At 73.5% G+C, this 21741-nt stretch carries 21 protein-coding genes and 1 riboswitch; of the genes, 4 read left to right on the forward strand and 17 right to left on the reverse strand.

Annotated features, from left to right (window positions below):
* Positions 1-44 precede the first annotated feature (44 nt).
* Genes IE275_RS11790 through IE275_RS11820 form a run of 7 tightly spaced genes read right to left on the reverse strand, consistent with a single transcriptional unit; the run spans position 45 to position 4831 of the window.
* Entirely contained in the window at positions 45-521 is a 477-nt protein-coding gene (locus IE275_RS11790; protein ID WP_189710637.1) for a PH domain-containing protein, read from the reverse strand.
* 13 nt (positions 522-534) lie between these two features.
* Positions 535-1392, reverse strand: coding sequence for an ATP phosphoribosyltransferase (hisG, locus tag IE275_RS11795; RefSeq protein ID WP_189710648.1), 858 nt, complete (start codon positions 1390-1392; stop codon positions 535-537).
* Between the two features lie 59 nt (positions 1393-1451).
* Complete coding sequence (locus tag IE275_RS11800) at positions 1452-1724, reverse strand: phosphoribosyl-ATP diphosphatase (protein ID WP_161310382.1); 273 nt, start codon at positions 1722-1724, stop codon at positions 1452-1454.
* A 34-nt stretch (positions 1725-1758) separates the two neighbouring features.
* Complete coding sequence (gene ribH, locus IE275_RS11805) at positions 1759-2244, reverse strand: 6,7-dimethyl-8-ribityllumazine synthase (RefSeq protein ID WP_189710650.1); 486 nt, start codon at positions 2242-2244, stop codon at positions 1759-1761.
* 48 nt (positions 2245-2292) lie between these two features.
* Positions 2293-3582, reverse strand: coding sequence for a bifunctional 3,4-dihydroxy-2-butanone-4-phosphate synthase/GTP cyclohydrolase II (locus tag IE275_RS11810; protein ID WP_189710652.1), 1290 nt, complete (start codon positions 3580-3582; stop codon positions 2293-2295).
* The gene (gene pnuC, locus IE275_RS11815) at positions 3579-4229 is read right to left on the reverse strand and encodes a nicotinamide riboside transporter PnuC (protein WP_189710654.1); all 651 of its coding nucleotides are present in this window, start codon (positions 4227-4229) and stop codon (positions 3579-3581) included. The genes IE275_RS11810 and pnuC overlap by 4 nt, the downstream gene beginning before the upstream one ends.
* A complete protein-coding gene (locus tag IE275_RS11820; protein ID WP_189710656.1) occupies positions 4226-4831 on the reverse strand; it encodes a riboflavin synthase in 606 nt (201 codons plus the stop codon). Before IE275_RS11820 ends, pnuC begins: the two co-directional genes overlap by 4 nt.
* A 146-nt stretch (positions 4832-4977) precedes the next feature.
* A riboswitch (FMN riboswitch) is annotated at positions 4978-5108 on the reverse strand.
* Positions 5109-5406: 298 nt separating this feature from the next.
* Here IE275_RS11820 and IE275_RS11825 point away from each other — a divergent pair.
* A complete protein-coding gene (locus IE275_RS11825) occupies positions 5407-6327 on the forward strand; it encodes an RNA polymerase sigma-70 factor (protein ID WP_189710658.1) in 921 nt (306 codons plus the stop codon).
* 100 nt (positions 6328-6427) lie between these two features.
* The gene (locus tag IE275_RS11830) at positions 6428-7171 is read left to right on the forward strand and encodes an SDR family oxidoreductase (protein ID WP_189710660.1); all 744 of its coding nucleotides are present in this window, start codon (positions 6428-6430) and stop codon (positions 7169-7171) included.
* 94 nt (positions 7172-7265) lie between these two features.
* Here the strand turns inward: IE275_RS11830 and IE275_RS11835 are convergent, their stop codons facing one another.
* Positions 7266-8483 carry an ROK family transcriptional regulator gene (locus IE275_RS11835; RefSeq protein WP_189710662.1) on the reverse strand — a complete coding sequence of 406 codons (1218 nt, stop codon included), beginning with the start codon at positions 8481-8483 and terminating at the stop codon, positions 7266-7268.
* A 148-nt stretch (positions 8484-8631) separates the two neighbouring features.
* On the opposite strand from IE275_RS11835, the gene IE275_RS11840 reads away from it, so the two are divergent.
* Positions 8632-9843 carry an MFS transporter gene (locus tag IE275_RS11840; RefSeq protein ID WP_189710664.1) on the forward strand — a complete coding sequence of 404 codons (1212 nt, stop codon included), beginning with the start codon at positions 8632-8634 and terminating at the stop codon, positions 9841-9843.
* Between the two features lie 22 nt (positions 9844-9865).
* On the opposite strand, the gene IE275_RS11845 is transcribed toward IE275_RS11840, so the two are convergent.
* Positions 9866-10963, reverse strand: coding sequence for a glycoside hydrolase family 6 protein (locus tag IE275_RS11845; protein WP_189711114.1), 1098 nt, complete (start codon positions 10961-10963; stop codon positions 9866-9868).
* A 142-nt stretch (positions 10964-11105) separates the two neighbouring features.
* On the opposite strand from IE275_RS11845, the gene IE275_RS11850 reads away from it, so the two are divergent.
* On the forward strand, positions 11106-11810 hold the full coding sequence (locus IE275_RS11850; protein ID WP_189710666.1) for a DUF5995 family protein: 705 nt from the start codon (positions 11106-11108) through the stop codon (positions 11808-11810).
* Positions 11811-11816: 6 nt separating this feature from the next.
* Here the strand turns inward: IE275_RS11850 and IE275_RS11855 are convergent, their stop codons facing one another.
* The 8 genes from IE275_RS11855 to IE275_RS11890 form a co-directional block, all read right to left on the reverse strand.
* The gene (locus tag IE275_RS11855; RefSeq protein WP_189710668.1) at positions 11817-13529 is read right to left on the reverse strand and encodes a flavin monoamine oxidase family protein; all 1713 of its coding nucleotides are present in this window, start codon (positions 13527-13529) and stop codon (positions 11817-11819) included.
* A gap of 52 nt (positions 13530-13581) precedes the next feature.
* The gene (locus IE275_RS11860) at positions 13582-14370 is read right to left on the reverse strand and encodes a carbon-nitrogen hydrolase family protein (protein ID WP_189710670.1); all 789 of its coding nucleotides are present in this window, start codon (positions 14368-14370) and stop codon (positions 13582-13584) included.
* Positions 14371-14609: 239 nt separating this feature from the next.
* Entirely contained in the window at positions 14610-15824 is a 1215-nt protein-coding gene (locus IE275_RS11865; protein WP_189710672.1) for an MFS transporter, read from the reverse strand.
* A gap of 189 nt (positions 15825-16013) precedes the next feature.
* On the reverse strand, positions 16014-16391 hold the full coding sequence (locus IE275_RS11870; RefSeq protein ID WP_189710674.1) for a DUF742 domain-containing protein: 378 nt from the start codon (positions 16389-16391) through the stop codon (positions 16014-16016).
* Between the two features lie 7 nt (positions 16392-16398).
* Positions 16399-16836, reverse strand: a complete 438-nt coding sequence (locus IE275_RS11875) for a roadblock/LC7 domain-containing protein (protein ID WP_189710676.1) — start codon at positions 16834-16836, stop codon at positions 16399-16401.
* Positions 16826-19093 carry a sensor histidine kinase gene (locus tag IE275_RS11880; RefSeq protein WP_189710678.1) on the reverse strand — a complete coding sequence of 756 codons (2268 nt, stop codon included), beginning with the start codon at positions 19091-19093 and terminating at the stop codon, positions 16826-16828. The genes IE275_RS11875 and IE275_RS11880 overlap by 11 nt, the downstream gene beginning before the upstream one ends.
* A gap of 95 nt (positions 19094-19188) precedes the next feature.
* The gene (locus tag IE275_RS11885) at positions 19189-20649 is read right to left on the reverse strand and encodes an HAD-IA family hydrolase (RefSeq protein ID WP_373299201.1); all 1461 of its coding nucleotides are present in this window, start codon (positions 20647-20649) and stop codon (positions 19189-19191) included.
* Between the two features lie 30 nt (positions 20650-20679).
* Positions 20680-21741: an ABC transporter ATP-binding protein gene (locus tag IE275_RS11890; protein ID WP_189710682.1), complete on the reverse strand. Its 1062-nt coding sequence runs from the start codon at positions 21739-21741 to the stop codon at positions 20680-20682.

Consider the following 21741-nt stretch of genomic DNA (forward strand, 5'->3'; position numbering starts at 1 on the left):
CGGCAGGGTGGACGTCCCCGAGTCAGCCCCGATGTTGCGCGGACTCAGCCCTGATCCGTCCCGGGGGCGGCCTCGGGGTCGCGGATCGACCGGGCCTCGGCGAGCGCCCGCAGGGTGCGCGCGTCGGCGATGGCCTGCTTCTTGTCGATGCCCGGCTGGATGCCGAGCGCGGGCAGGCTGGTGCCGTCGCTGAGGTCGAGGAAGACCCAGGCGTCGCCCGGACGGAGGTTCACCCGGAGGATCTCCGCCCAGTCCAGGCGCCGTCGGCCGGCGATGTTCACCACGGTGACACCGGAGTCGTCGGCGACGACCCGGACCCGGGCGAACAGGGCCAGCACCCAGAAGATCAGGGCACCGGTCACGACGAAGCTGAGCTTCTCCCCCGGGCCGAGCTGCTCCAGCAGCAGGGCCACGCCGGAGATGACGAGGAAGATCACCACTCCGGCCGAGAGCAGCACCGCGCGGGTGCGGCCCGGCCGGAAGGTGACGGGGAGGGCGGGAAGGGCGGGGAGGTCGGACATGGTCCCGGGGTCCTCAGAGGCGGCAGGCGTGGATGGCCGTGGTCAGGATGGCCCGCGCGCCGATGTCGTACAGGTCGTCCATGATCCGCTGTGCCTCCTTGGCGGGGACCATGGCGCGGACAGCGACCCAGCCCTCGTTGTGCAGCGGGGAGACGGTCGGGGACTCCAGGCCCGGAGTCAGCGCGACGGCCTTCTCCAGCTGCTCGACACGGCAGTCGTAGTCCATCATCACGTAGGTCCGGGCGACCAGGACGCCCTGGAGGCGGCGCAGGAACTGCTGCACCTTGGACTCGACGGCGTCGTCGGGCTCCCCGCCGGCGCGGCGGATCACGATGGCCTCGGACTTCATGATGGGCTCGCCGAAGACCTCGAGGCCGGCGTTGCGCAGCGAGGTGCCGGTCTCCACGACGTCGGCGATGACCTCGGCGACGCCCAGTTCGATGGCGGTCTCGACGGCGCCGTCCAGGTGGACGACCGAGGCGTCGACGCTCCGCTCGGCGAGGTGCTTGGCGACGATGCCCTCGTAGGAGGTGGCGACCGTGCGGCCCTTGAGGTCGTCGAGGGTGTTCGCCGTGCCGGGCTTGCCGGCGAAGCGGAAGGTGGAGCGGGCGAAGCCGAGCGGGAGGATCTCCTCGGCGTTGGCGCCGGAGTCGATCAGCAGGTCGCGGCCGGTGACGCCGATGTCGAGGCGGCCGGAGGAGACGTAGATCGCGATGTCGCGGGGGCGGAGGTAGAAGAACTCGACCTCGTTCTCCGGGTCGACGATGCGCAGTTCCTTGGACTCGCGGCGCTGCTGGTAGCCGGCCTCATGCAGCATCTCCGCCGCAGGGCCTGACAGGGAACCCTTGTTGGGGACGGCGATGCGCAGCATGAGGTCGGCTTCCTTCTCGTGAAAGGGGCAAAGGGGGATGTAGGCGGCGAAAAAGGGTTCTACAGGTGGGCGTACACGTCGTCCAGTGAGATTCCGCGGGCGACCATCATCACCTGGACGTGGTACAGCAGCTGCGAGATCTCCTCGGCGGCCGCCTCCTTGCCCTCGTACTCGGCGGCCATCCAGACTTCTGCGGCCTCTTCGACGACCTTCTTGCCGATGGCATGGACGCCCTTCTCGACCAGTTCTGCGGTGCGGGAAGTGGCGGGGTCGCCGTTGGCGGCCTTCTGCTGGAGCTCGGTGAAGAGCTCCTCGAACGTCTTCTTGGACATGGTGCTGCCCACCCTAGCCGTAATGCGCCGCGGCCTACCTCCAGGGTTCAGATACTGAGCGGAGGATGGCCGCGGTCGCCAGGGCCGCCGTCACCGCCTCGTGTCCCTTGTCCTCGTTGGAGCCCTCGATCCCGGCCCGGTCCAGGGCCTGCTCCTCGGTGTCGCAGGTCAGGACGCCGTTGCCGACGGGGACGCCGGTGTCGACGGCGACCTGGGTGAGGCCCTGGGTGACGCCCTGGCACACGTACTCGAAGTGCGGGGTGCCGCCGCGGATGACGACGCCCAGGGCGACGATCGCGTCGTAGCCCCGTCCGGCCAGCACCTTGGCGACGACCGGGAGCTCCCAGCTGCCGGGGACCCGCAGCAGGGTCGGCTCGTCGATGCCCAGGTCGTGCAGGGCGCGCAGCGCGCCGTCGACCAGTCCGTCCATCACCTTCTCGTGCCACTGGGCCGCGATGACGGCGACCCGCAGGTCACCCACATTGCGTACGGACAGTTCCGGTGCGCCCTTGCCGCTCACGTCTCTCCTCTTGAGCCGTCGTGCTGTTCTTGAGCCGTCGTGCCGTTCTTACTGGTTGCCGCAGGGGGACACGGGGGCCGTGTCCAGCCAGGGCAGGTCGTGCCCCATCCGGTCCCGCTTGGTGCGCAGGTAGCGGATGTTGTGCTCGCCCGCCTGGACGGGCATGGGCTCGCGCGCCGCGACCACGATGCCGTGCCGGACGAGCGCGTCGGTCTTCTCGGGGTTGTTGGTCATCAGCCGTACGCTGCGCACGCCCAGGTCGGCGAGGATCCGCGCGCCGGCCCCGTAGTCCCGCGCGTCGGCGGGCAGGCCCAGCTCCAGGTTGGCGTCGAGGGTGTCGTGGCCCTGCTCCTGGAGCTCGTACGCCTGGAGCTTGGACAGCAGGCCGATGCCGCGGCCCTCGTGTCCGCGCAGGTAGACCACCACGCCCCGGCCCTCGCTCTGGATGCGTTCCAGGGACGCGTCGAGCTGGGGGCCGCAGTCGCAGCGCTGGGAGGAGAAGATGTCGCCGGTGAGGCACTCGGAGTGGATCCGGACCAGGACGTCCTCGCCCTCGCCGATCTCGCCGTGGACCAGGGCGACGTGCTCGACGCCGTCGGCGGTGGAGCGGTAGCCGTACGCGGTGAAGGTGCCGTGGGTGGTGGGCAGCCGGGTCTCGGCCTCGCGGCGGACGGTCGGCTCGGCGTCGCGGCGGTAGGCGATCAGGTCCTCGATGGAGATGATCGTCAGGCCGTGCTTGCGGGCGAAGGGGATCAGTTCGGGCAGCCGGAGCATCCGGCCGTCCTCGCCGGCGATCTCGACGATCGCGCCGGCCGGGCGCAGTCCCGCGAGGCGGGCGAGGTCGACGGCGGCCTCGGTGTGGCCGTTGCGGGTGAGGACGCCGCCGGCCTTGGCCCGCAGCGGGAAGATGTGGCCGGGCCGGACGAAGTCGGTCGCCTGCGCCTCGCCGCCGGCCAGGAGCCGGAGCGTGGTGGCGCGGTCGGCGGCGGAGATGCCGGTGGTGACGCCGTGGGCGGCGGAGGCGTCGACGGAGACCGTGAACGCGGTCTTCATCGACTCGGTGTTGTCCTCGACCATCTGGGGGAGCTTGAGCCGCTCCAGCTCGTCGGACTCCATGGGCGCGCAGATCAGACCGCGGCACTCGCTCATCATGAAGGCGACGATCTCGGGGGTGGCCTTCTCGGCGGCGACGACGAGGTCGCCCTCGTTCTCGCGGTCCTCGTCGTCCACGACCACGACCGGGCGGCCGGCGGCGATGTCGGCGATGGCCCGCTCGACCGGGTCGAGGGTGAGGTCCTCGAGGCCGTCGGTGCTGTACAGGATCGGTGCCGTGCTCATGCCGGCGCTCCTTCCAGAGCGGGCCGCGTGCCCTTGCGGGAGCGCAGCCACCAGTCGCGCATGCCCCACAGGACGAGCGCGCCGTAGATGACGTAGACGAAGCCGGAGAAGGCGTAGCCGTTGGCGAAGTTGAGGGGGACGCCGACGAGGTCGACCAGGAGCCAGGCGAACCAGAACTCGACCATGCCGCGGGCCTGGGCGTACATGGCGACGATGGTGCCGACGAAGATGTAGGCGTCGGGCCAGGGGTCCCAGGACAGGGTCGGGTAGGCCTTGAAGAGCAGGGCCACGGCGACCGTGCCGACGGCGGCGGCACCCAGCATCGCCGCGCGCTCGCGCCCGGTGGCGAAGCGCGGGGTGATGTGGCCGTCACCGCCTTCCTCGGCCTGCCCCTTGATGCGGTTCCACTGCCACCAGCCGTACAGGGCGACGGCCATGACGACGGCCTGCTTGCCCGCGCTGCCGGTGAGGTGGCCGTAGAAGGCGCCGAAGAGGACGATGCCGGAGAGGAACTGCACCGGCCAGCTCCACAGGGAGCGGCGCCAGCCGAGGGCGAGGGCGATCAGGCCGAGGATATTGCCGATCATGTCCGACCAGAGGATGTGCTGGTCGAACAGGACGAAGGCCTCGGAGTTCAGCCGGTTCACCTGGCCGCTCCCTGCGTGCTCGCCAGCAGCCGCTCGACGTACTTGGCGACGATGTCCACCTCGAGGTTGACCGGGTCGCCGGGCTGCTTGCGGCCGAGCGTGGTCAGTTCGAGCGTGGTGGGGATGAGGCTGACGGTGAAGAAGTCGGGGCCGGCCTCGACGACCGTGAGGCTGATGCCGTCGACGGTGATGGAGCCCTTCTCCACGACGTACCGGGCGAGGCCGGCGGGGAGGGAGACCTTGACGATCTCCCAGTTCTCGGAGGGCCTGCGCTCCAGGACCTCGCCGGTGCCGTCGACATGGCCCTGGACGATGTGTCCGCCGAGGCGGGCGCCGACGGCCGTGGGTCGTTCGAGGTTGACGCGGGAGCCGACGGTGAGGGCGCCGAGGCTGGAGCGGTCGAGGGTCTCGGCCATGACGTCGGCCGTGAACTCGTCTCCCTCGTGCTCGACGACGGTGAGACAGACCCCGTTCACGGCGATGGAGTCGCCGTGCTTCGCACCGTCGGTCACGACGGGGCCGCGCAGCCTGAAGCGGGAGGCGTCGCCGAGATTCTCGACGGCGGTGACCTCACCCAGCTCTTCGACGATTCCGGTGAACACTTCCCGGGTCCTCCTGCCACGATCGGGCACGGACTCCGGGGCCTGTCGAGAGCGACAGAAGGTACGGACGAAAACACCGGGGCGACGCCGGACGTACTCGTCCACGGACGAGTACGTATACGGCGGCGCGCACGAATGCCCGCCCGCCGCGCACTGCCTCCCATCCGGACTTTAACCGTCGGTCCAGGAATTTCACCTGGTCAACCGGTCACTGGAAGTGACCGGGTCGCGGACTGTAACCGCCGGTTCGGACTTTCACCGACCCCGGAGTGCGCTGCTTTAGGTACAGGGCCAGTGTGCCACGCCCGATCGAGGTCCATACGGGCGAGATATGTGGGGTGCCTCACAGGCGGCCTCGCTGGACTTCTCCGCCGTCCCGGAGAGCCCCGACTCCGGTCCAACTCCCCTTCTTTCCCGACGCCTTGAAATTGGTCCATACCTATTGACGCAATGGTCTAGTCCTCTTAAGGTCGGCGAGTGCGGTCCCGGCGGCGGTGACGACGGCCCTTGCCCTCCGCCGGGCCCCCCAACCACGCGGCGTCGGCCCCGACTCGGGGTTCTGGCAGGGTGATGCCATGACGAGCGCGACCGCCGAGGAGTTCGAGAGGCACCGCCCCCGGCTGTTCGGCCTGGCCTACCGGATGCTGGCGTCGGCCCACGAGGCCGAGGACACCGTCCAGGACGCCTACCTGCGGTTCAGCGGCGCCGACCGGACCGAGATCGCCCACCCGGCCGCCTGGCTCGCCACCACCGTCACCCGCCTCTGCCTCAACCGGCTCTCCTCCGCCCGCGCCCGACGCGAGGAGTACGTCGGGGTCTGGCTGCCCGAGCCCGTCCTCACCTCGGACGGCACGCTCGGCCCTCCCCCACCCCCCGAGGAGCGTGGCTCGGGCCCCGCGGAGTCGGCCGAGCGGCGGGACGCCGTCTCGTTCGCCGTGCTGGTGCTGCTGGAACGGCTCACTCCCACGGAACGGGCGGTGTACGTCCTGCGGGAGGCGTTCGCCTACGGGCACCGGGAGATCGCCGGGACGCTCGGCCTGAGCGAGGCCAACTGCCGTCAGCTGTACCGGCGGGCGGAACAACGGCTGGCGGCTCCGGAAGGGCGGTTCGAGGCGACGCCCGCGCGCCGGGAGGAGCTGGTCGACTCGTTCCTCACGGCCGCCCGGGACGGGGACCTCGCCGGGCTGGAGCGGCTGCTCGCGGCCGATGTGACCTGGTGGAGCGACGGCGGCGGACGGGTCAGGTCGGCCCTGCGGCCGATCGAGGGCCGTGCGAAGGTGCTGCGCTTCCTGGCCGGGGCGTTCACCACCTTCGCGGCCGGCATGACCTTCACGGCCGCCGAGCTCAACGGCGGTCCGGGCCTGCTCGTCCGGGACGGCGACGCCCTGGCGGGCACGGTCTCCTTCGAGTGCCACGCGGACGGCATCGCGGGAGTGCGGGTCGTGCTCAACCCGGACAAGCTGGAGTTCGTACGGCGTCAGCTCGGCCCGGCGTGACGGCGGCCGGGGGCTGTCACATTTCGCGGGTGCCGCCCGGTCTCAGCTGACGAGGGGCGTTCCACCCGGGAGCGCCCGGTGTCCGGAGGGACTGAACAGCATGAGCACGATCCTGGTGACCGGCGGTACCGGAACGCTCGGCCGGCTCGTCACCGCGCGGCTGCGCGCGGACGGGCACGAGGTGCGGGTGCTGAGCCGGCACGCCCAGCCGTACGCCGTCGATCTGCGCGAGGGCGGACCGGGGCTGGACGCGGCCGTCGCGGGCGTGGACACGATCGTGCACTGCGCGACCTCGCCGCGCGGGGGTGACGAGCGGCCGGCCGAGGTGCTGATCGCGGCGGCGCGCAAGGCCGGCGTCGGCCATCTGGTCTACATCTCGATCGTCGGCGTCGACCGGGTGCCCTTCGGCTACTACAAGAGCAAGCTCGCCGTGGAGGAGCTGGTGGAGGCGTCGGGGCTGGGCTGGACCGTGCTGCGCGCGACCCAGTTCCACGATCTGCTGCTCCAGCTGTTCGAGGGGCTGGCGAAGGTACCGGTGATGCTGCTGCCGGCCGGGGTCAGCGACCAGCCGGTGGAGACCGCCGAGGTCGCGGCACGGCTCGCCGAGCTGGCGGCGGGCGCTCCGGCGGGGCGGGTCGAGGACCTGGCGGGACCCGAGGTCCGTACCCTCGAGTCGCTGGCCCGCGCCTATCTGAAGGCGAGCGGCCGGCGGCGCGCGCTGGTGAACGTGCCCCTGTGGGGCGCGGCGTACCGGCAGTTCCGCGCGGGCGGCCATCTGGCACCGGAGCACGCGGTGGGCAAGGGGACCTTCGAGCAGTATCTGGCGGCACGCTCCCGCCGTTGAGGCGCGAGAGGACAGCGGGCCGGCGCCCCGGAAGGCCCGGTAAGCCCGGTAAGCCCGGTAAGCCCGGTAAGCCAGCGAACCGTGGGCCGTGCGGCTACGACGCCCCGAACAGCGTCTCCTGGGCGGACTCGCGCGCGGTGAGCAGCGCCCCGCGCAGCACCGCGCCGCCGCCCAGGGCGCTCGGCCGTACCTCGGTGGGCAGCGGCGTCATGCGCTCCAGCCGGCGGGCCACCCGTCCGGCCAGTTCGGCCCCGCCCGTCTGTCCGACCTCGCCGCCGAGGACCACGCAGCCGGGGTCGAGGACGGCGGCGACGGAGGCGGCGCCCAGGGCGAGACGTTCAGCGAGGGCGTCGAGGAAGACGTCGGCGGTGCGCGGAGCCGGGGCACCCTGCGGGACGGACGTGCCCGCGGACACCGCCCGTACCGCCGCCCGCACCACCGCCGCCCCCGTCGGCTCCCCCGCCTCCGGCCGCGCGGTGATCCCGTGCTCCTCCGCCAGCGCGGTGATCGCCGCCGAGCCCGCCAGGGAGTGGAAGCCGCCCTCGCAGTCCGTCGCCGAGGGCAGCCCCGAGGTGCCCGGCACCGGCAGGAAGCCGATCTCGCCGGTGCCGCCGGAGGCGCCGCGGCGCAGCCGGCCGTCGAGGACGACGGCGGCGCCGGTGCCGTGGCCCAGCCAGAGCAGGACGAAGGTGTCGCGGTCCCGGGCGGCGCCCTCGCGCTGTTCCGCCAGTGCCGCGAGGTTGGTCTCGTTCTCGACGCTGACCCGGGCCCGCGGGAGGCGTTCCTGGAGGACGGCCACCAGACGGCGGTGCCACTCGGGCAGGCCGGAGGAGTCGCGCAGCTCGCCGCTCGCGGGGTCGATCAGGCCGGGCGCCCCGATGCCGACGGTGTGCAGCCGGTCGGCCCCCGCCTGCTTCGCCGCCCGCTCGACCAGCGTCACCGCCCGCTCCACCGCGGCCCCGGTGCCGGTGTCGCCGCCGATCGGCACGGAGGCCTCGGCGAGCACCCGGCCGACCAGGTCGGAGACGAGTACGGCGACACCCTCGGTGCGCACGTCGAGCGCCGCGAGCTGGGCACGGTCGGCGGCGATGCCGTAGAGGCGGGCGTTGGGGCCGCGCCGCTGTGCGCCGGCCTCCCCCACGACCTCGATCAGGCCGGAGACGGCGAGGCGTTCGACGAGGTCGGCGACGGTCGGCCGGGACAGGCCGGTGAGCTGCTTCAACTGCGGCGCCGTCAAGGGACCTTCGTCCTGGAGCAGGCGCAGGGCCAGCCGGTCGTTGATGGCCCGTGCGGTGCTCGGTGATGCGGGCATGGCGGGAATCCTCCCACGGGCGACGGAGAGCCCTCCGCACCGCGCTCTATTTATCAGGCAGGGTTCCTGATAGTTTACGTCGGCCGTCCGGCGCCGCAGGTCCGCGGCGCGCGTCGGGGCGGGCACGGATTCCGGAAGGGGCGGGAGAATGAACGCAGTGGTCCACGCACCGACGGAGGTCCGGCGCGCCCGGTACGCCGTGGCGGCCGTCTTCGCCGTGCACGGCGCGGTGACCGGCTCGTTCGCGACCCGGGTGCCCTGGATCCAGGACCACGCCTCGGTGGGCGCGGGGCAGCTCGGCTTCGCGCTGGCCTTCACCGCGTTCGGCGCCTCCTGCTCGATGCCGCTGGCCGGACGGATCACCCACCAGCTCGGCAGCCGTACGGCGCTGCGGGTGCTGATCACCCTGTGGACGCTGTCCCTGACGCTGCCGGCCCTCGCGCCGAACCTGCCGACCCTGTGCCTGGCGATGTTCGTCTACGGCGCCGCCGCCGGCATGGCCGACGTGGCGATGAACGCCCTGGGCGTCGAGGTCGAGCACCGGCTCGGCAAGTCGATCATGTCCGGGCTGCACGGCATGTGGAGCGTGGGCGCCCTGATCGGTTCCGCGGCCGGGACGCTCGCCGCGCACCTGGACGCGGACGGGCGCGTCCATCACACGCTGGCGGCGGCCGTGCTCACCGTGCTGGGCCTGCTGGCCTGCCGCTGGGTGCTGGACCTGCGGCCCACGCAGGACGAGGAGCCGCCGCCGCGGTTCGCGCTGCCGCCCCGCTCGGCGCTGCTGATCGGCGCGGTCGGATTCTGCGCGGTCTTCGCGGAGGGCGCGAGCCTGGACTGGTCGGCGGTGTACCTGGAGGACCACATCGGCTCCTCGGCCGGTCTGGCGGCGGCGTGCACGACCGGGTTCATGCTCACCATGGCGGTGGCCAGGCTCGTGGGCGACGCGGTCGTCGACCGGTTCGGGGCGGTGCGCACGGTCCGGGCGGGCGGGGTGCTGGCCGCGCTCGGCGGGCTGCTGGTCGTGGTCGCCGGCGGGCCCGCGGTGGCGATGACGGGGTTCGGGCTGATGGGCCTCGGGATCGCCGTCGTCGTACCGCTGTGCTTCGCCGCCGCCGGGCACAGCGGGCCGAACCCCAGTCAGGCCATCGCGGGTGTCGCGACGATCACCTACACCTCGGGGCTGATCGCGCCGAGCCTGATCGGCGGGGTGGCCCAGCTGACCAGCCTGATGGTGTCGTTCGTCGTGGTCACGGCGCTGGCCTGCGGGCTCGTGGTGTTCGCGGGCGTACTGCGCGGCGGCGAACGCAAGCGCGCCGAGGTCGGCCGGCCGGCCGCCAGGGTGCCCGACCCTCGCTCCTGAGAAGCTCGCCGCTCCCGTTTTCCTACGGCGAGGCCAGCTCGTAGGCGTATGCCGGGCTGAACTCGCCCGCCGCGCCCTTGCAGCCGTCGGACTCGCCCGGCAGCTTCACCCACAGGTAGGCGTCGATGCGCGGCTCGCCGGTGTCGAGGGTGGGGGCGCGGCCGATCGTCCGGCCGTCCGGGTCGCACCAGGCGCCGTCGGCGGGCGCGCCGTTGCCGTTGCGGCTGGTGTCGATGACGGCGCCCAGGCCGGGAGGTCCGCCGAGGGCGTCCAGCACCTTCCGGTCGTAGGCGATCTCGTCGGCCGTGCGCTGGAAGTTGGAGACGTTGCTGAAGATGCCGGCGCCGGCGGTGGCCCCGGCCCGCTTCAGGAGCGCGGCCTGCTGGGCCGGGGTGTTCCAGCGGGAGTGGCCGGCGTCGTAGTAGACGCGGGCCTTCGGGTTCGCCGCCCTCAGCACCCGGCCGGCGCGGGCCAGGGAGGCGAACCGGGCGGCGCGCTGTTCCTCGTCGAGGCAGTCGGCCTGGGCGACGGAGTCGGGCTCCAGGATCACGACGGTCTCGCGGGAGCCGAGCCCCGCGGCGAACCGGTCGATCCAGCCGTCGTAGGCGCCGAGGTCGGGCGCTCCGCCCTCGGAGGCGCCGCCGCAGTCCCGGTCGGGGATCGCGTAGGCCACCAGGACCGGCACCCGGCCCTGGGCGGCGGCGCCGGAGGTGACCGCGCGCACCCGTGACGTGAGGGTGCCGGGCGCGTACTCGGTGAACCACACCGCCGCCGGGCGGTTCGCGATCCTGGACTCGACGACCGCGCGGCGCGGGTCGTCCGGGTGCTCGCGGACCCAGTCCACGACCTGTGAGTCGGGGTGGTGGTAGAGGCGGGCGGAGGACACGGCGGCAGCCTGCGGCTTCCTCGGGGTCGGGGCGGGCGTGGCGGTGGCGCTCGGCCGCTGCGAGCCGGCCGAAGGGGACGGGGAGGGCGTCGGGGCGGGCGGCCCGGCCGTCACGCTCGTCCGCGGCCGGGCCGCGTGCGGCGCCGGGCCGTCGTCCGCCGCGCTCTGGCCGAGCGCGGTCATCGTGCCGGCCGCGACGGCCACGGCGGCGACGGCCGCGGCGGCCGCCACCATCACGCCGCGCCGGCCGGGCCGTCGCTCAGGCAGTCCTCGCACCGTGCCGTTCCCCTCCCGCGCGACAGAGCCGTTCCCCCGTTCCGGGGAAGCCTCCGGCCCGCCGACGCGCGGGCCAGCCTAGGGCTGCCACCCTTCCCCCATGCCGCGATCGCAACAGTTCACCCCATTCGCCCAACCGCCCGTGGACACCGCGGTCGACGAGGTGCTCGCCCGGATGCGCGTCCTCGACGCGTGCCTGCCGCCGCGGGACGGGATCGCGGTCTTCAACCGCGTCTACCTCGCCGTGACCCGGGAGGTGGACCGGCGGATCGACAGCGGCCGGTTCGGGGACGCACGGGCCGCGGTCACCCTGGACGTACGGTTCGCGGAGCGGTACCTGGCGGCGGTCGACGCGGCCGAGGAGGACCGGCGCCCGCCGGCCTGCTGGCGCCCGCTGTTCCAGATGCGCCGCCATCCCGGCGTACGTCCGCTTCAGTTCGCGCTCGCGGGCATCAACGCGCACATCGGGCACGATCTGGCGCTGGCCGTCGTGGACGCCTGTCGTAGCCTCGGCTGCGAACCGGCCGATCTGGAGGACGAGTACGACCGCGTGGGCGATCTCCTCGTCGCGCTGGAGGAGCGGGTCCGCGAGGAGCTGATGCCGGGCCCCGACCTCCTGCAGATCGCCGACCCGCTCACCCATCTGCTCGGCTCCTGGAGCCTGGAGCGGGCCCGGGACGCCACCTGGACGGCGGCCCGGGCGCTGTGGGCGCTGCGCGGACTCCCGGATGTCGCCCAGGAGTTCACCGAGCGCCTGGACACGGCGGTCGGCTTCGCGGGGCGCATGCTGCTCACGCCCCTGTGAGGCCGGTCAGTCCTCGGGCAGCTCGACCGGGGCGATCTCGTCGTACACGTCACCCGGGCCGGGGTTGGTGGCGTCGGTCGTGCCGCCGAAGTGGTGCATGACGCCCCAGACGGCGTTCAGCGCGGTCTGCACGGCGCCCTCGGCCCAGCCGGCCGTCCAGGAGATGTCGTCGCCGGCCAGGAAGATGCCCCGCTTGTCCTCGGGCAGCCGGTCCTGCATGAAGTGGGTGAACAGGCGCCGCTGGTAGCGGTAGTGGCCGGGCAGGTTGGCCTTGAACGCGCCCATGAAGTAGGGCTCGTTCTCCCACGACACCGTCACCGGGTTGCCGATGACGTGCTTGCGGATGTCGACGTTCGGGTAGATCTCGCCGAGCGACTTCAGCATGACCTCCATCCGCTCGTTCGCGGACAGCGGCAGCCACTTCAGGCTGTCGTCGCACCAGGTGTAGGAGAGGCAGATGACGGCGGGCTTGTCCGGGCCGTCGTCGAGGAGGTAGGTGCCGCGCGTCATCCGGTCGGTGAGCGTCATCGACATGACGTCCCGGCCGGTCTCGTTTCCTTCGGCGTCGACGGCCTTGTCGAGCCAGAAGGGCCGGTCCACGGGCACGAAGAGCTTGGAGCTCTCCATGTAGTGGGTGCGCTCGATCGCCGTCCAGTGGTCGATCGGGAAGAGCGAGTCGTCGCAGGCGATCTTGGAGAGCAGCATCCAGGACTGGGCGGTGAAGATCGCCGCCTGGTAGGTGCGGATGTCGCCGTTCGCGTCGGTCACGGTGATCCCGTTGCCGGCGGTGCGGTGCAGCCGGGTCACGGCCGGGCGGGGCTCGCCGCCCTCGTGCAGGGTCGCCAGCGAGGTGCCCTGCGCCCAGTGGACGATCTTCTCCGGCTCGCGCTCCCACAGGCGCAGCGGCAGTTGCTGGGAGCCGCCGACGATGCCGCGGTGGTGGTCGTCGGCCTCCGTGTAGACGACCCGCAGGATCTCCAGGATGGAGTTGGGGAAGTCGGTGTCCCAGCCGCCGGTGCCGAAGCCGACCTGGCCGAAGATCTCCCGGTGGCGGAAGGACTTGAAGGCCTCGGAGTCGCAGAGGAAGCCGTAGAAGGTCTGGTTGTCGAGCTTCTCGACGAGCTTCGCCCAGATCTCCCGGATGCGCGGCACGTCCCGCTCGCGCATCGCCTGGTTCATGTCGGAGAAGTCGGCGCCCTCTTCGAGGCACTTGTTCCAGGCGTCGGCGACATCGCGGTAGACCTGCGGAAGGTCCTCGACGGTCTCGGCGTAGTGCGACTCGCCCTTGAGGTCGACGACCGTCGAAGGGGTGGTCTCGGCGAGGGGGTTGGGGAACGGGACGGTCTCGAGGCCCACCAGGTCGATGTAGTGCTGGAGCGCCGTGGAGGACGGCGGGAAGCGCATCGCGCCCATCTCGGCGGTGAGCGAGGGGTCGCAGCCGTCGAAGCCCACCGTGCGCAGCCGGCCGCCGATCCGGTCGGCCTCGTAGACGACAGGCTTGAGGCCCATCTTCATCAGCTCGTAGGCGGCCACGATGCCGGAGAGTCCGCCGCCGATGACGGCGACCTCGGTGCCGTGCCCGGTCGCCGGGATCTGGCCGAGCCCCGCCGGATGGGCGAGGAAGTCGTCGTAGGCGTACGGGAAGTCCGGGCCGAACATGGTGATCGGCGGCTGCTGCTCGTCGGTGTGTTCGACGGCGTTGGGCACCATGGACGTCATGGGGTACGGACTCCTTGCGGCAAAGATGAGCGGGGGGGGTGGGGGGCGGACGTCAGACCAGGGACCCGTAGAGGCCGGGGCGGCGGTCCTTCAGATACGGGTTCGCCTCGCGGGAGGCGGCGAGGGCGACGGGGTCGGCGTCGGCGAACACCAGGTCCTCACCGCGCCCGGCCCGGGTCCGGGCGACACCGTCGGGTCCGGCCAGGGTGGAGAGCCCGACGAACTCGAACTCGCCCTCCCGGCCGACCCGGTTGACGTAAGCGACGTACATCTGGTTCTCGAAGGCGCGCACCGGGATCACCGACTCGGCGACGAACTGGAACGGGTGCATCTGGGCGGTCGGGACGAGAAGGAGGTCGGTGCCGGCCAGGGCGTGGGCGCGGACGTTCTCCGGGAACTCGACGTCGTAGCAGATCATGAGGCCGACGCGGACGCCGTCCAGCTCGGCCTGCACGACCGGCTGTCCGCCCGGCGTGAAGTGGTCACGCTCGAAGCAGCCGAAGAGGTGGGTCTTGCGGTAGTTCGCGAGCCGGGTGCCGTCGGCGGAGATCAGCTGCGCGGAGTTGTACACGGCCTCGGGGGCGCGCTCCGGGTAGCCGTACGCGATCGCGAGGCCGTGCCGGCCGGCCAGCTCGGCGATCGCGTCGGCGGAGTCGCCGTCGGCGGGTTCGGCGAGACGGGCGATGTCGTCGCCGATCGCGTACCCGGTGAGGAACATCTCCGGTGCGACGAGCAGCCCCGCGCCCGCGGCGGCGGCCCGGCCGGCGGCCTCGTCGAGGACCTTGAGGTTCCCGGCGACGGATCCGGGGCGGCCGGAGCTCTGGAGCAGGGCGGTGCGCATGCGTGATCCTCACCGGTGCGAAGGAGGGAGTGGGGGGCCACCTAGACCGTACGGTCGGCCGCGCGAGCCGGACAAGGAGGAGCCGTTGCGCGGCGGTGAGCGGAACGTTGCGTGCATGGGGCATCCGGCGGCGATTCGTTGCGTGCCCTCACCGCGCGCCCACCCGGCCCCCACGGCGCGCCCACCTCGCCCCCTGCCGCACACACGCCCTGGCCTCGCCTTTTCCCTTCCCCCCGGGGTCACCCGCCCGGGCCGCGCCGCCGCCCTCGCTTCCCCCTCCCCCGGGCCACGGCCACCGCCGTCAGCAGGTACGGCACCGCGCACAGGGCGAAGGCGGTGCCGTGGCCGCCCGTGGTGGCGAGGGCGGCGTAGGTGCCGTACACGCCGATGGTCACCGCCTCGGTGCCCAGGCTCGCGACCGAGGTGAGGGTGGCCCGGCCGGTGTCCTCGATGCGGTGCTGGAGGCGGACGTCGGCCAGCACGGTGGCCAGCTGGAAGCCGCCGAAGGCGAGGGCGACGAGGACGAGGCCGGCCGGGGTCCCGGCGAGCGCGCCGACGGCGAGGGCGAGCGCGGAGGCCGTGAGCAGCGCGGCGAAGGCGCCCGCGCCCAGCCGCTCGGCGGGTCCGGCGAGCAGGCTGCCGGCCGTGACGCCGGCCCAGATCAGCACCAGCAGGTAGGGGACGGCCGCGTCCGGGACGCCGGTGTCCCGGGCCAGCAGCGGGGTGTACTCGTCGAGGGCGCCCCAGACCGCGGCGACGGCGGGCACGAGCAGCAGCGCGCCCCGGACGGAGCGGTCGCCGCGGGCCACGGTGAGCCCGGCCCGCAGGGTCGCCGCCCAGCCGGGGCCGTCGCCGTCGGCGGCCGGGACGCGGTGCTCGGGGAAACGGGCCGCGGTCGCGGCGCAGAGCAGACAGGCCAGCACGCTGGCCGCGCCGACCGCCGGGTACCCGTGGGCGGCGAAGACGGGTCCGGCCAGGCCCATGGCGGCCATCGCGGCGGCCTGCCCGGCCGCGTGGGCGCGGCCCATGACCCGGGCGTAGCGGTCCGCCGCGCCGAGCCGCTCCAGTTCCTCGTAGACCAGGGCCTCCAGCGCGCCGGAGCCCAGCGCGCCGCGCGCGCCCCACAGGACGAAACCGGCCGCGAACGCCCCGTACGAGGGGACGATCACCCACAGGGCGAAGCCGGCGGCGCCCAGCAGCGGGCCGAGCACGAGCAGCGTCCGGCGGGAGACGGCGTCCGCCCAGGCGCCGGAGGGGACCTCCAGCAGGACGCCGGTCGCCGACCACAGGACGAACAGGGACGACATCCGCCAGACGGACAGCCCGGTGTCGGCGAACAGCAGCGCGTACACCGGGTAGAGCAGGACGAACTCGTCGAGGAACGCGTAGCCGTACAGCGTGGCGGTGAGCCGCCGGACGCCGGTGGCGGGCGCACGCGGGGGTGAGAGTGTCATGGTGCCTTCCCGAGGGGGGCGGATCGGACGTCGTGGGTACGGCGTCCGAGGCGGTCCTCGGGAGGCGCGGCTGGGGGATCAATGTCGCCAGGTCATGCCATCGATGGTAGACAGCCGGGGCCCCGCTGCCCAGCGAGAATCCGCCCGCACCGACGGCCGGGGTGCCGCGCCGCGTACGCGGCGCCGCGATCAGAGCTCCCGGAGCCGGTCGACGATCTCCTTGAGCAGGTCCGGGTCGGCCTCGACGCCGCCGGGCAGGACGCGGCGAGGCTCGTCGATGCGCACCAGCCCGGCCTCGGCCAGGTCGCCGAGCAGTACCCGGACGACGGTCAGCGGCAGGTCGGCGTCCGCGGCGAGTTCGACGACCGGGCGCGGGCCGCGGCGCACCAGGTCGAGCAGGGCGACGCGGGCGTGGTCGACCTCCGGCCCGGCCGGCCGCTCCTGAAGGGCGGTGACCCGGGACATCAGGTCGATGGTGTGCCGGCCGGAGGGCCGGGTGCGGCCCCGGGTGACGGTGTAGGGGCGCACCATCGACCCGGTCTCGTCCTCGTACCAGTGGTCCGTCACCGGCGGATCAGGTGGCCGAGCGTGTGCCGGCGTCCAGGTGGCTGCCCAGACGGCGGACGAGCAGGGCCGTCTCGTGGGCGAGCTGTCCGACGTCGGTCCGCACGTCGCTCAGCACGGCCAGACGGCTGCCGTCACCGGCGGGGGTGATGAAGAGGTAGGCCTCCTCCAGCATCACCATCGTCTGCCGTACCTCTCCCGCGGCGAAGCGCTCCCCCGCCGAGCGGGCCAGGCTGTGGAAGCCGGAGCAGACGGCGGCGAGGTGCTCGATGTCCCGTCCGGACATGCCCTCCGAGTGGCTCAGGGGCAGGCCGTCCGCGGTGAGGAGGACGGCGTGGCGTACGTGGTCGGTCCTGGCCACGAGGTCGTCGAGCAGCCAGCCGAGGCCGGTGCCGGGGGCTCCGGCCGCGGGCTCCGGCGGTTCGGGGATCTGGTCGTCATCGTGCATCGTCGGCCTCCGTGCCTTCGTCGCCGTCCGTACTCGTGGGCAGGCCCTGGCGGCCGCGTTCCAGACCTCGCTGGAAGGCGCCGAAGACGGCCCTCATCTCCTCGGCGTCGACTTCGCGCTCCGGGGTCGTGTCACGGGGTGGTGGCTCGGCGCGCAGCGGGGCGGCGAGCGATGCCTGCCGCACGCGCGTGGGCAGCGCCGCCCCCACGGGCCGTTCGGCCCCGCCGTGCCCGGCCGCGGGGGCCTTCGTGCGGACACCGGCCGTGCCCGGCGCCGGGGCCCGGTCGTGGCCGGCCGACGGCTCCCGCTCGCCGGGGGCGTGCGTGGCCGGGTCCGGGCCCTGCGGGGGCACGGCCGCCAGGACCGTGGACGGGAGCAGCACCACCGCGGTCGTACCGCCGTACGGGGAGTCCCGCAGGGTGACCTGGATGCCGTGGCGCGCCGCGAGGCGTCCGACGACGTAGAGGCCCAGCCGGTCGTGCCGGGTCGGGTCGAAGGCGTCCGGGTCGGTGAGGGTGCGCTGCGCGTCGGCGAGCTGGTCGGGGTCGAGGCCGAGACCCCGGTCGTCGATCTCCAGGACGAAACCGCCGGACACCCGGCCGGTGCGCAGGGTGACCTGGGTGTGGGGTGGTGAGAACACCGTGGCGTTCTCCAGCAGTTCGGCCATCAGGTGCGCCACGTCGGCCACCGCGTCCGCCGCGACACCGACCTCCGGCATCGGCGGGACGACGACACGCGTGTAGTCCTCGATCTCGCCGACGGCGGAGGACACCACGTCCGCCACCGGCACCGGCCGCCGCCATCTGCGCCCGGGTGCCGCGCCGGACAGGATGATCAGGCTCTCCGCGTGGCGGCGCATGCGGGTGGTGAGGTGATCGATCCGGAAGAGCTGGCCGAGCACCTCGGGGTCCTCGGTGCGCCGTTCCAGGGTGTCGACGAGCTTCAGCTGACGGTGGACCAGCGCCTGGTTGCGGCGGGCGATGTTGAGGAGCACGGCGAACAGTCCCCTGCGCAGGCCGGCCTGTGTGACGGCGGCCTCGACGGCGGCCAGGCGTGCGCTGTTGAAGGACCGGCCGACCTGGCCGATCTCGTCGTCCCGGCCCTCCTCGGCGGCCAGCGGCGGTGCCTCGGCGGCCGCGTCCACGTTCTCGCCGGCGCTCAGCCGCCGCATCACGTCGGGCAGCTGCCGGGCGGCCAGCAGGTCGGCGTCGTCCCGCAGGGTCTCCAGCCGCCGCGAGATGCGCCGCGCTCCGCGCACCGCGAACCACAGCGACAGCCCCACGGCGGACAGCCCGGCGACGCCGACCACGGCCGCCTTGGTCAGCTCGCGGTAGGCGAAGGCCCGCCCGCGGGTGGCCGAGTTCTCGGCGGACCGGGTGCACAGCTGCATGTAGCGCTTCACGGCGCGGTCGGTGGTGGTGCGCCAGGTGTCCGCCGCGACGGCCTTCCCGGCGCGCGCCGGACCCGCCCGCAGCAGGGCGTCCTCGCCCTCCACGAGCGAGCGGTGCAGGTCCCCTCGCTGGAAGTCCTCGAAGAGGGTGCGCGAGTCGGACGGCAGGTCCGGCACGTACGTCCGCTCGAAGACCCGCCGGTCCTCGATCGTCGCCGTCAGGGTGTCGTACTGCCGGTCGGTGAGGGTGCCGGCGGCGCGTGCCCCGGCGACCAGGGCGTCCTCGCGGGAGACGAACTCCCTTACCCGTACGAGTTCGATGACGACCTGGGACTCGCGGGCGAGCTGTCCGGCCTGGAGGGCGGTGAGCGCGGACTGGGCGTCGAAGCCGGGTTCCACGAGGGCGCCGTACGCGGTGACGGCCCGGTCCCAGGTGAGCCTGCGGGACAGCACCCGGTCCCGGAGCGCGTCCAGTCCGTCGGCCGCGTGGAGCATCGCGTCCAGCGTCTGGCGTTGCCGGCCGGTCAGCCGGCCGCGGTCGCCGTCCCGGATCGCGTCGTGCATGGCGCTCACGGCGCGGTCGGTGCGGCGCTGCTGGGCGAGGAGGTCTCCGGCGGTGGGCGTGTCGTGGGCCGCGCCGAGGTAGGCCGCCGAGAGCCGCCGTTCGATCTGGATCTGTCCGACGGCGGTGTCGACCGGGGTGCCGAAGTCCTCGTAGACGCCTTGGAGGCGGATCAGGGCGCGCAGCTCGCCCGTGACCGACACCATGGCGAAGCTCCACAGCGCCATCAGTGCTACGACCGGGGCGAGTGCGAGCGCCACGATCCGCGTGCGGACGGTGGTGGGTCGGCCGACGGGCCAGCGCATGGGATACCTGCCGGGGTTACCAGTCAGTAGAAAGTGCGGCACAAGCTACGGGACGATCACTCCGTCCCGCAACGGTTACCGCGGGTTACCTCCGGTCAGCAGTCGGGCACGGCGAACGTGGTGACCACCGCGGCGTGGTCCGAGGGCCAGTCGTTGTCCGCGACGTCGGGCCAGGGGCGCGGGGTGCCGGCGACCACCGTCCGGGAGTCGAGCACCGTCAGGCCGCCCCGGTGGAGCACGAAGTCGATCCGGTCCTGGGGTTCGGGGCGGCCCCCGCCGTCCTCGTGGTCGGTGTGCACCGGCGACCAGGTGTGGCCGGGGTCCCGCGCGGGATCGGGGTGCGCCTCGCGGTAGGAGTCGGCGAAGCCCGCCGCCTCGGCCGCCGTCGTCACCGGCCACGCCACGTCCGGCCGGTCGAGATGGGAGGGGCTGTTGAAGTCACCGGTCAGGACGGCGGGCCCGGTGGTGCCGATGCGGTGCAGCGCGTCCTCGATCCGTGCGAGCCGCCCCGCCTCGTGGGCGATCAGGGCGGGGGCCGAAAGCCCGTCGAAGGCGGCCTCGTAGGGGCCGTACGGCGCGCAGTCGAGGTGGGCCGTCCAGACGTCGACCTCGGTGCCCTCGGCCACCCGGACGCGGGCGCCGGCCGCCCCGTAGAAGCCGACGTCCGGGTCGCCGAGGCCGGCCGTGATCGGGTGGCGGCTGATGATGCCGAGATTCTCGCCGGCCCGGTGCACGTGCCAGCCGAGGGCGTCGGCGAGCTCCTCGGCGGCCGTGCCGTACGTCTCCTGGAGGCCGACCACGTCCACATCGGTCTCGGTGATGACCTTGAGCTGCTTGGCGCGGTGGTCCCGCACCTTGGTGCCGCCGTACCAGAGGTTCCAGGTCATCACGCGCAGCCGGTGCGGCAGCAGGGAGCGCAGGCCGGTGACGGTGACGCCCTCCAGGCTGCTCAGCACGGTCCGGCCGGGCGCGGGCGCGATGGGCGCGAGCGAGGGCACGGCGAGGACGGCGCAGCCGGCCGCCTCGGCGGAGGCGACCCCCGTCTCGGTGTCCTCGACGGCCACACAGGCCGCCGGGTCGACGCCCAGGGCACGGCAGGCGGCGAGGTAGGGGTCGGGGGCGGGCTTGGTGAAGGCGGTGTCGTCGGCGGTGACGGAGACGGCGAAGCGGCTCGCGCCGAGGGCGGCCAGGACGGTGTCGGCGACGGACCGGGGGGAGGCGGTCACCAGGGCGGTGGGCACATCCGCCCGGGCCAGGGCGTCGAGCAGGCGGAGCGCGCCGGGGCGGGGGGCGATGCCGGCGCGGACGCGGTCGGCGAACTCGCGGTGCAGCTCCCGCGCGAGGGCGGCGGCCGGGGTGCCCGTGGCGGCGGCCAGCCAGTCGGCGGTGTGCTCGACCGGGCGGCCGAGCACGTCCGGCCGGTCCGCCTCGGTCAGCGCCCGGCCGGCCACCTGCTCCACCGCCTCCCACCACAGCCGCTCGGTGTCGACGAGCGTGCCGTCCATGTCGAACAGGACGGCCTGGAGGGGGAGTCGAGTCACGGTTCTCTCTTTCATGGGTCGTGGGGGGAGTCGTGTCCGTGGGGATCAGGCGGTACGTTCCGCCACCAGCACCGGCCGCCGGGGCAGGGACACCCGCACCGCGGCGCCCGCGCCCAGCCCGGTGGCCTCGTGTGCGGGCAGATCGGCCTTGGCCTCGGTGCCGTCGGCCAGCCGGACGGTGACGCGGACGGCCGCGCCCAGGAACGAGGTGGCGATCACGCGGGCGTCGCCTTCGTCGTCGGCGCGCACCCCGATCGCCTCGGGCCGGACGAGGACGTCGACCTCGGGCCCCGCCGCCACCGGCCCGTCGACCGGCAGCCGCTGCCCGAGCACCTCGACCTCGCCGCCGGTCAGCCGGCCCGGGAGCCGGCTCATCGTCCCGACGAACTCGGCGACGAAGGGCGTGGCGGGCCGTGCGTACAGCTCGGCCGGCGCCGCGCACTGTTCGAGCCGTCCGGCGTGCATCACGGCGACCTGGTCCGCCATGGACAGGGCCTCCTCCTGGTCGTGGGTGACGAACAGGGTGGTGATGCCCAGCTCCAGCTGGAGCCGCCGGATCTCCTCGCGCAGGGTGAGCCGCACCTTGGCGTCGAGCGCCGACAGCGGTTCGTCGAGGAGCAGGACCCGGGGGCGCAGGGCGAGGGCGCGGGCCAGGGCGACGCGCTGCTGCTGGCCGCCGGAGAGCTGGTGCGGGTAGCGCCCGCCCTGGTCGGTGAGCCCGACCAGTTCCAGCAACTCGGCGGCGCGGGACCGCCGTTCAACGGTGCGGACCTTCCGCATCCGCAGCCCGAAGGCCACGTTGTCGACCGCGTCGAGATGCGGGAAGAGGCTGTACGACTGGAAGACCATCCCGGCGTCGCGGCGGTGGGCCGGGACGCGGGTCACGTCCTCGCCGTCGACCAGCACCGCACCGGAGTCCGGATGCTCGAAGCCGGCGAGCATCCGCAGTGCGGTGGTCTTGCCGCAGCCGGACGGGCCGAGCAGGGCGAGGAGTTCACCCGGCCGGACGGTCAGGTCGAGGCCGTCGAGGGCCACGGTCGGCCCGAACTCCCGGCGCAGGCCGCGGAATTCGACCGTCGCTGCCTTCTGGGTCGTGGTCACGGTCAT

Origin of the sequence: Streptomyces phaeofaciens (assembly GCF_014648915.1) — a bacterium.
GTDB lineage: Bacteria > Actinomycetota > Actinomycetes > Streptomycetales > Streptomycetaceae > Streptomyces > Streptomyces phaeofaciens.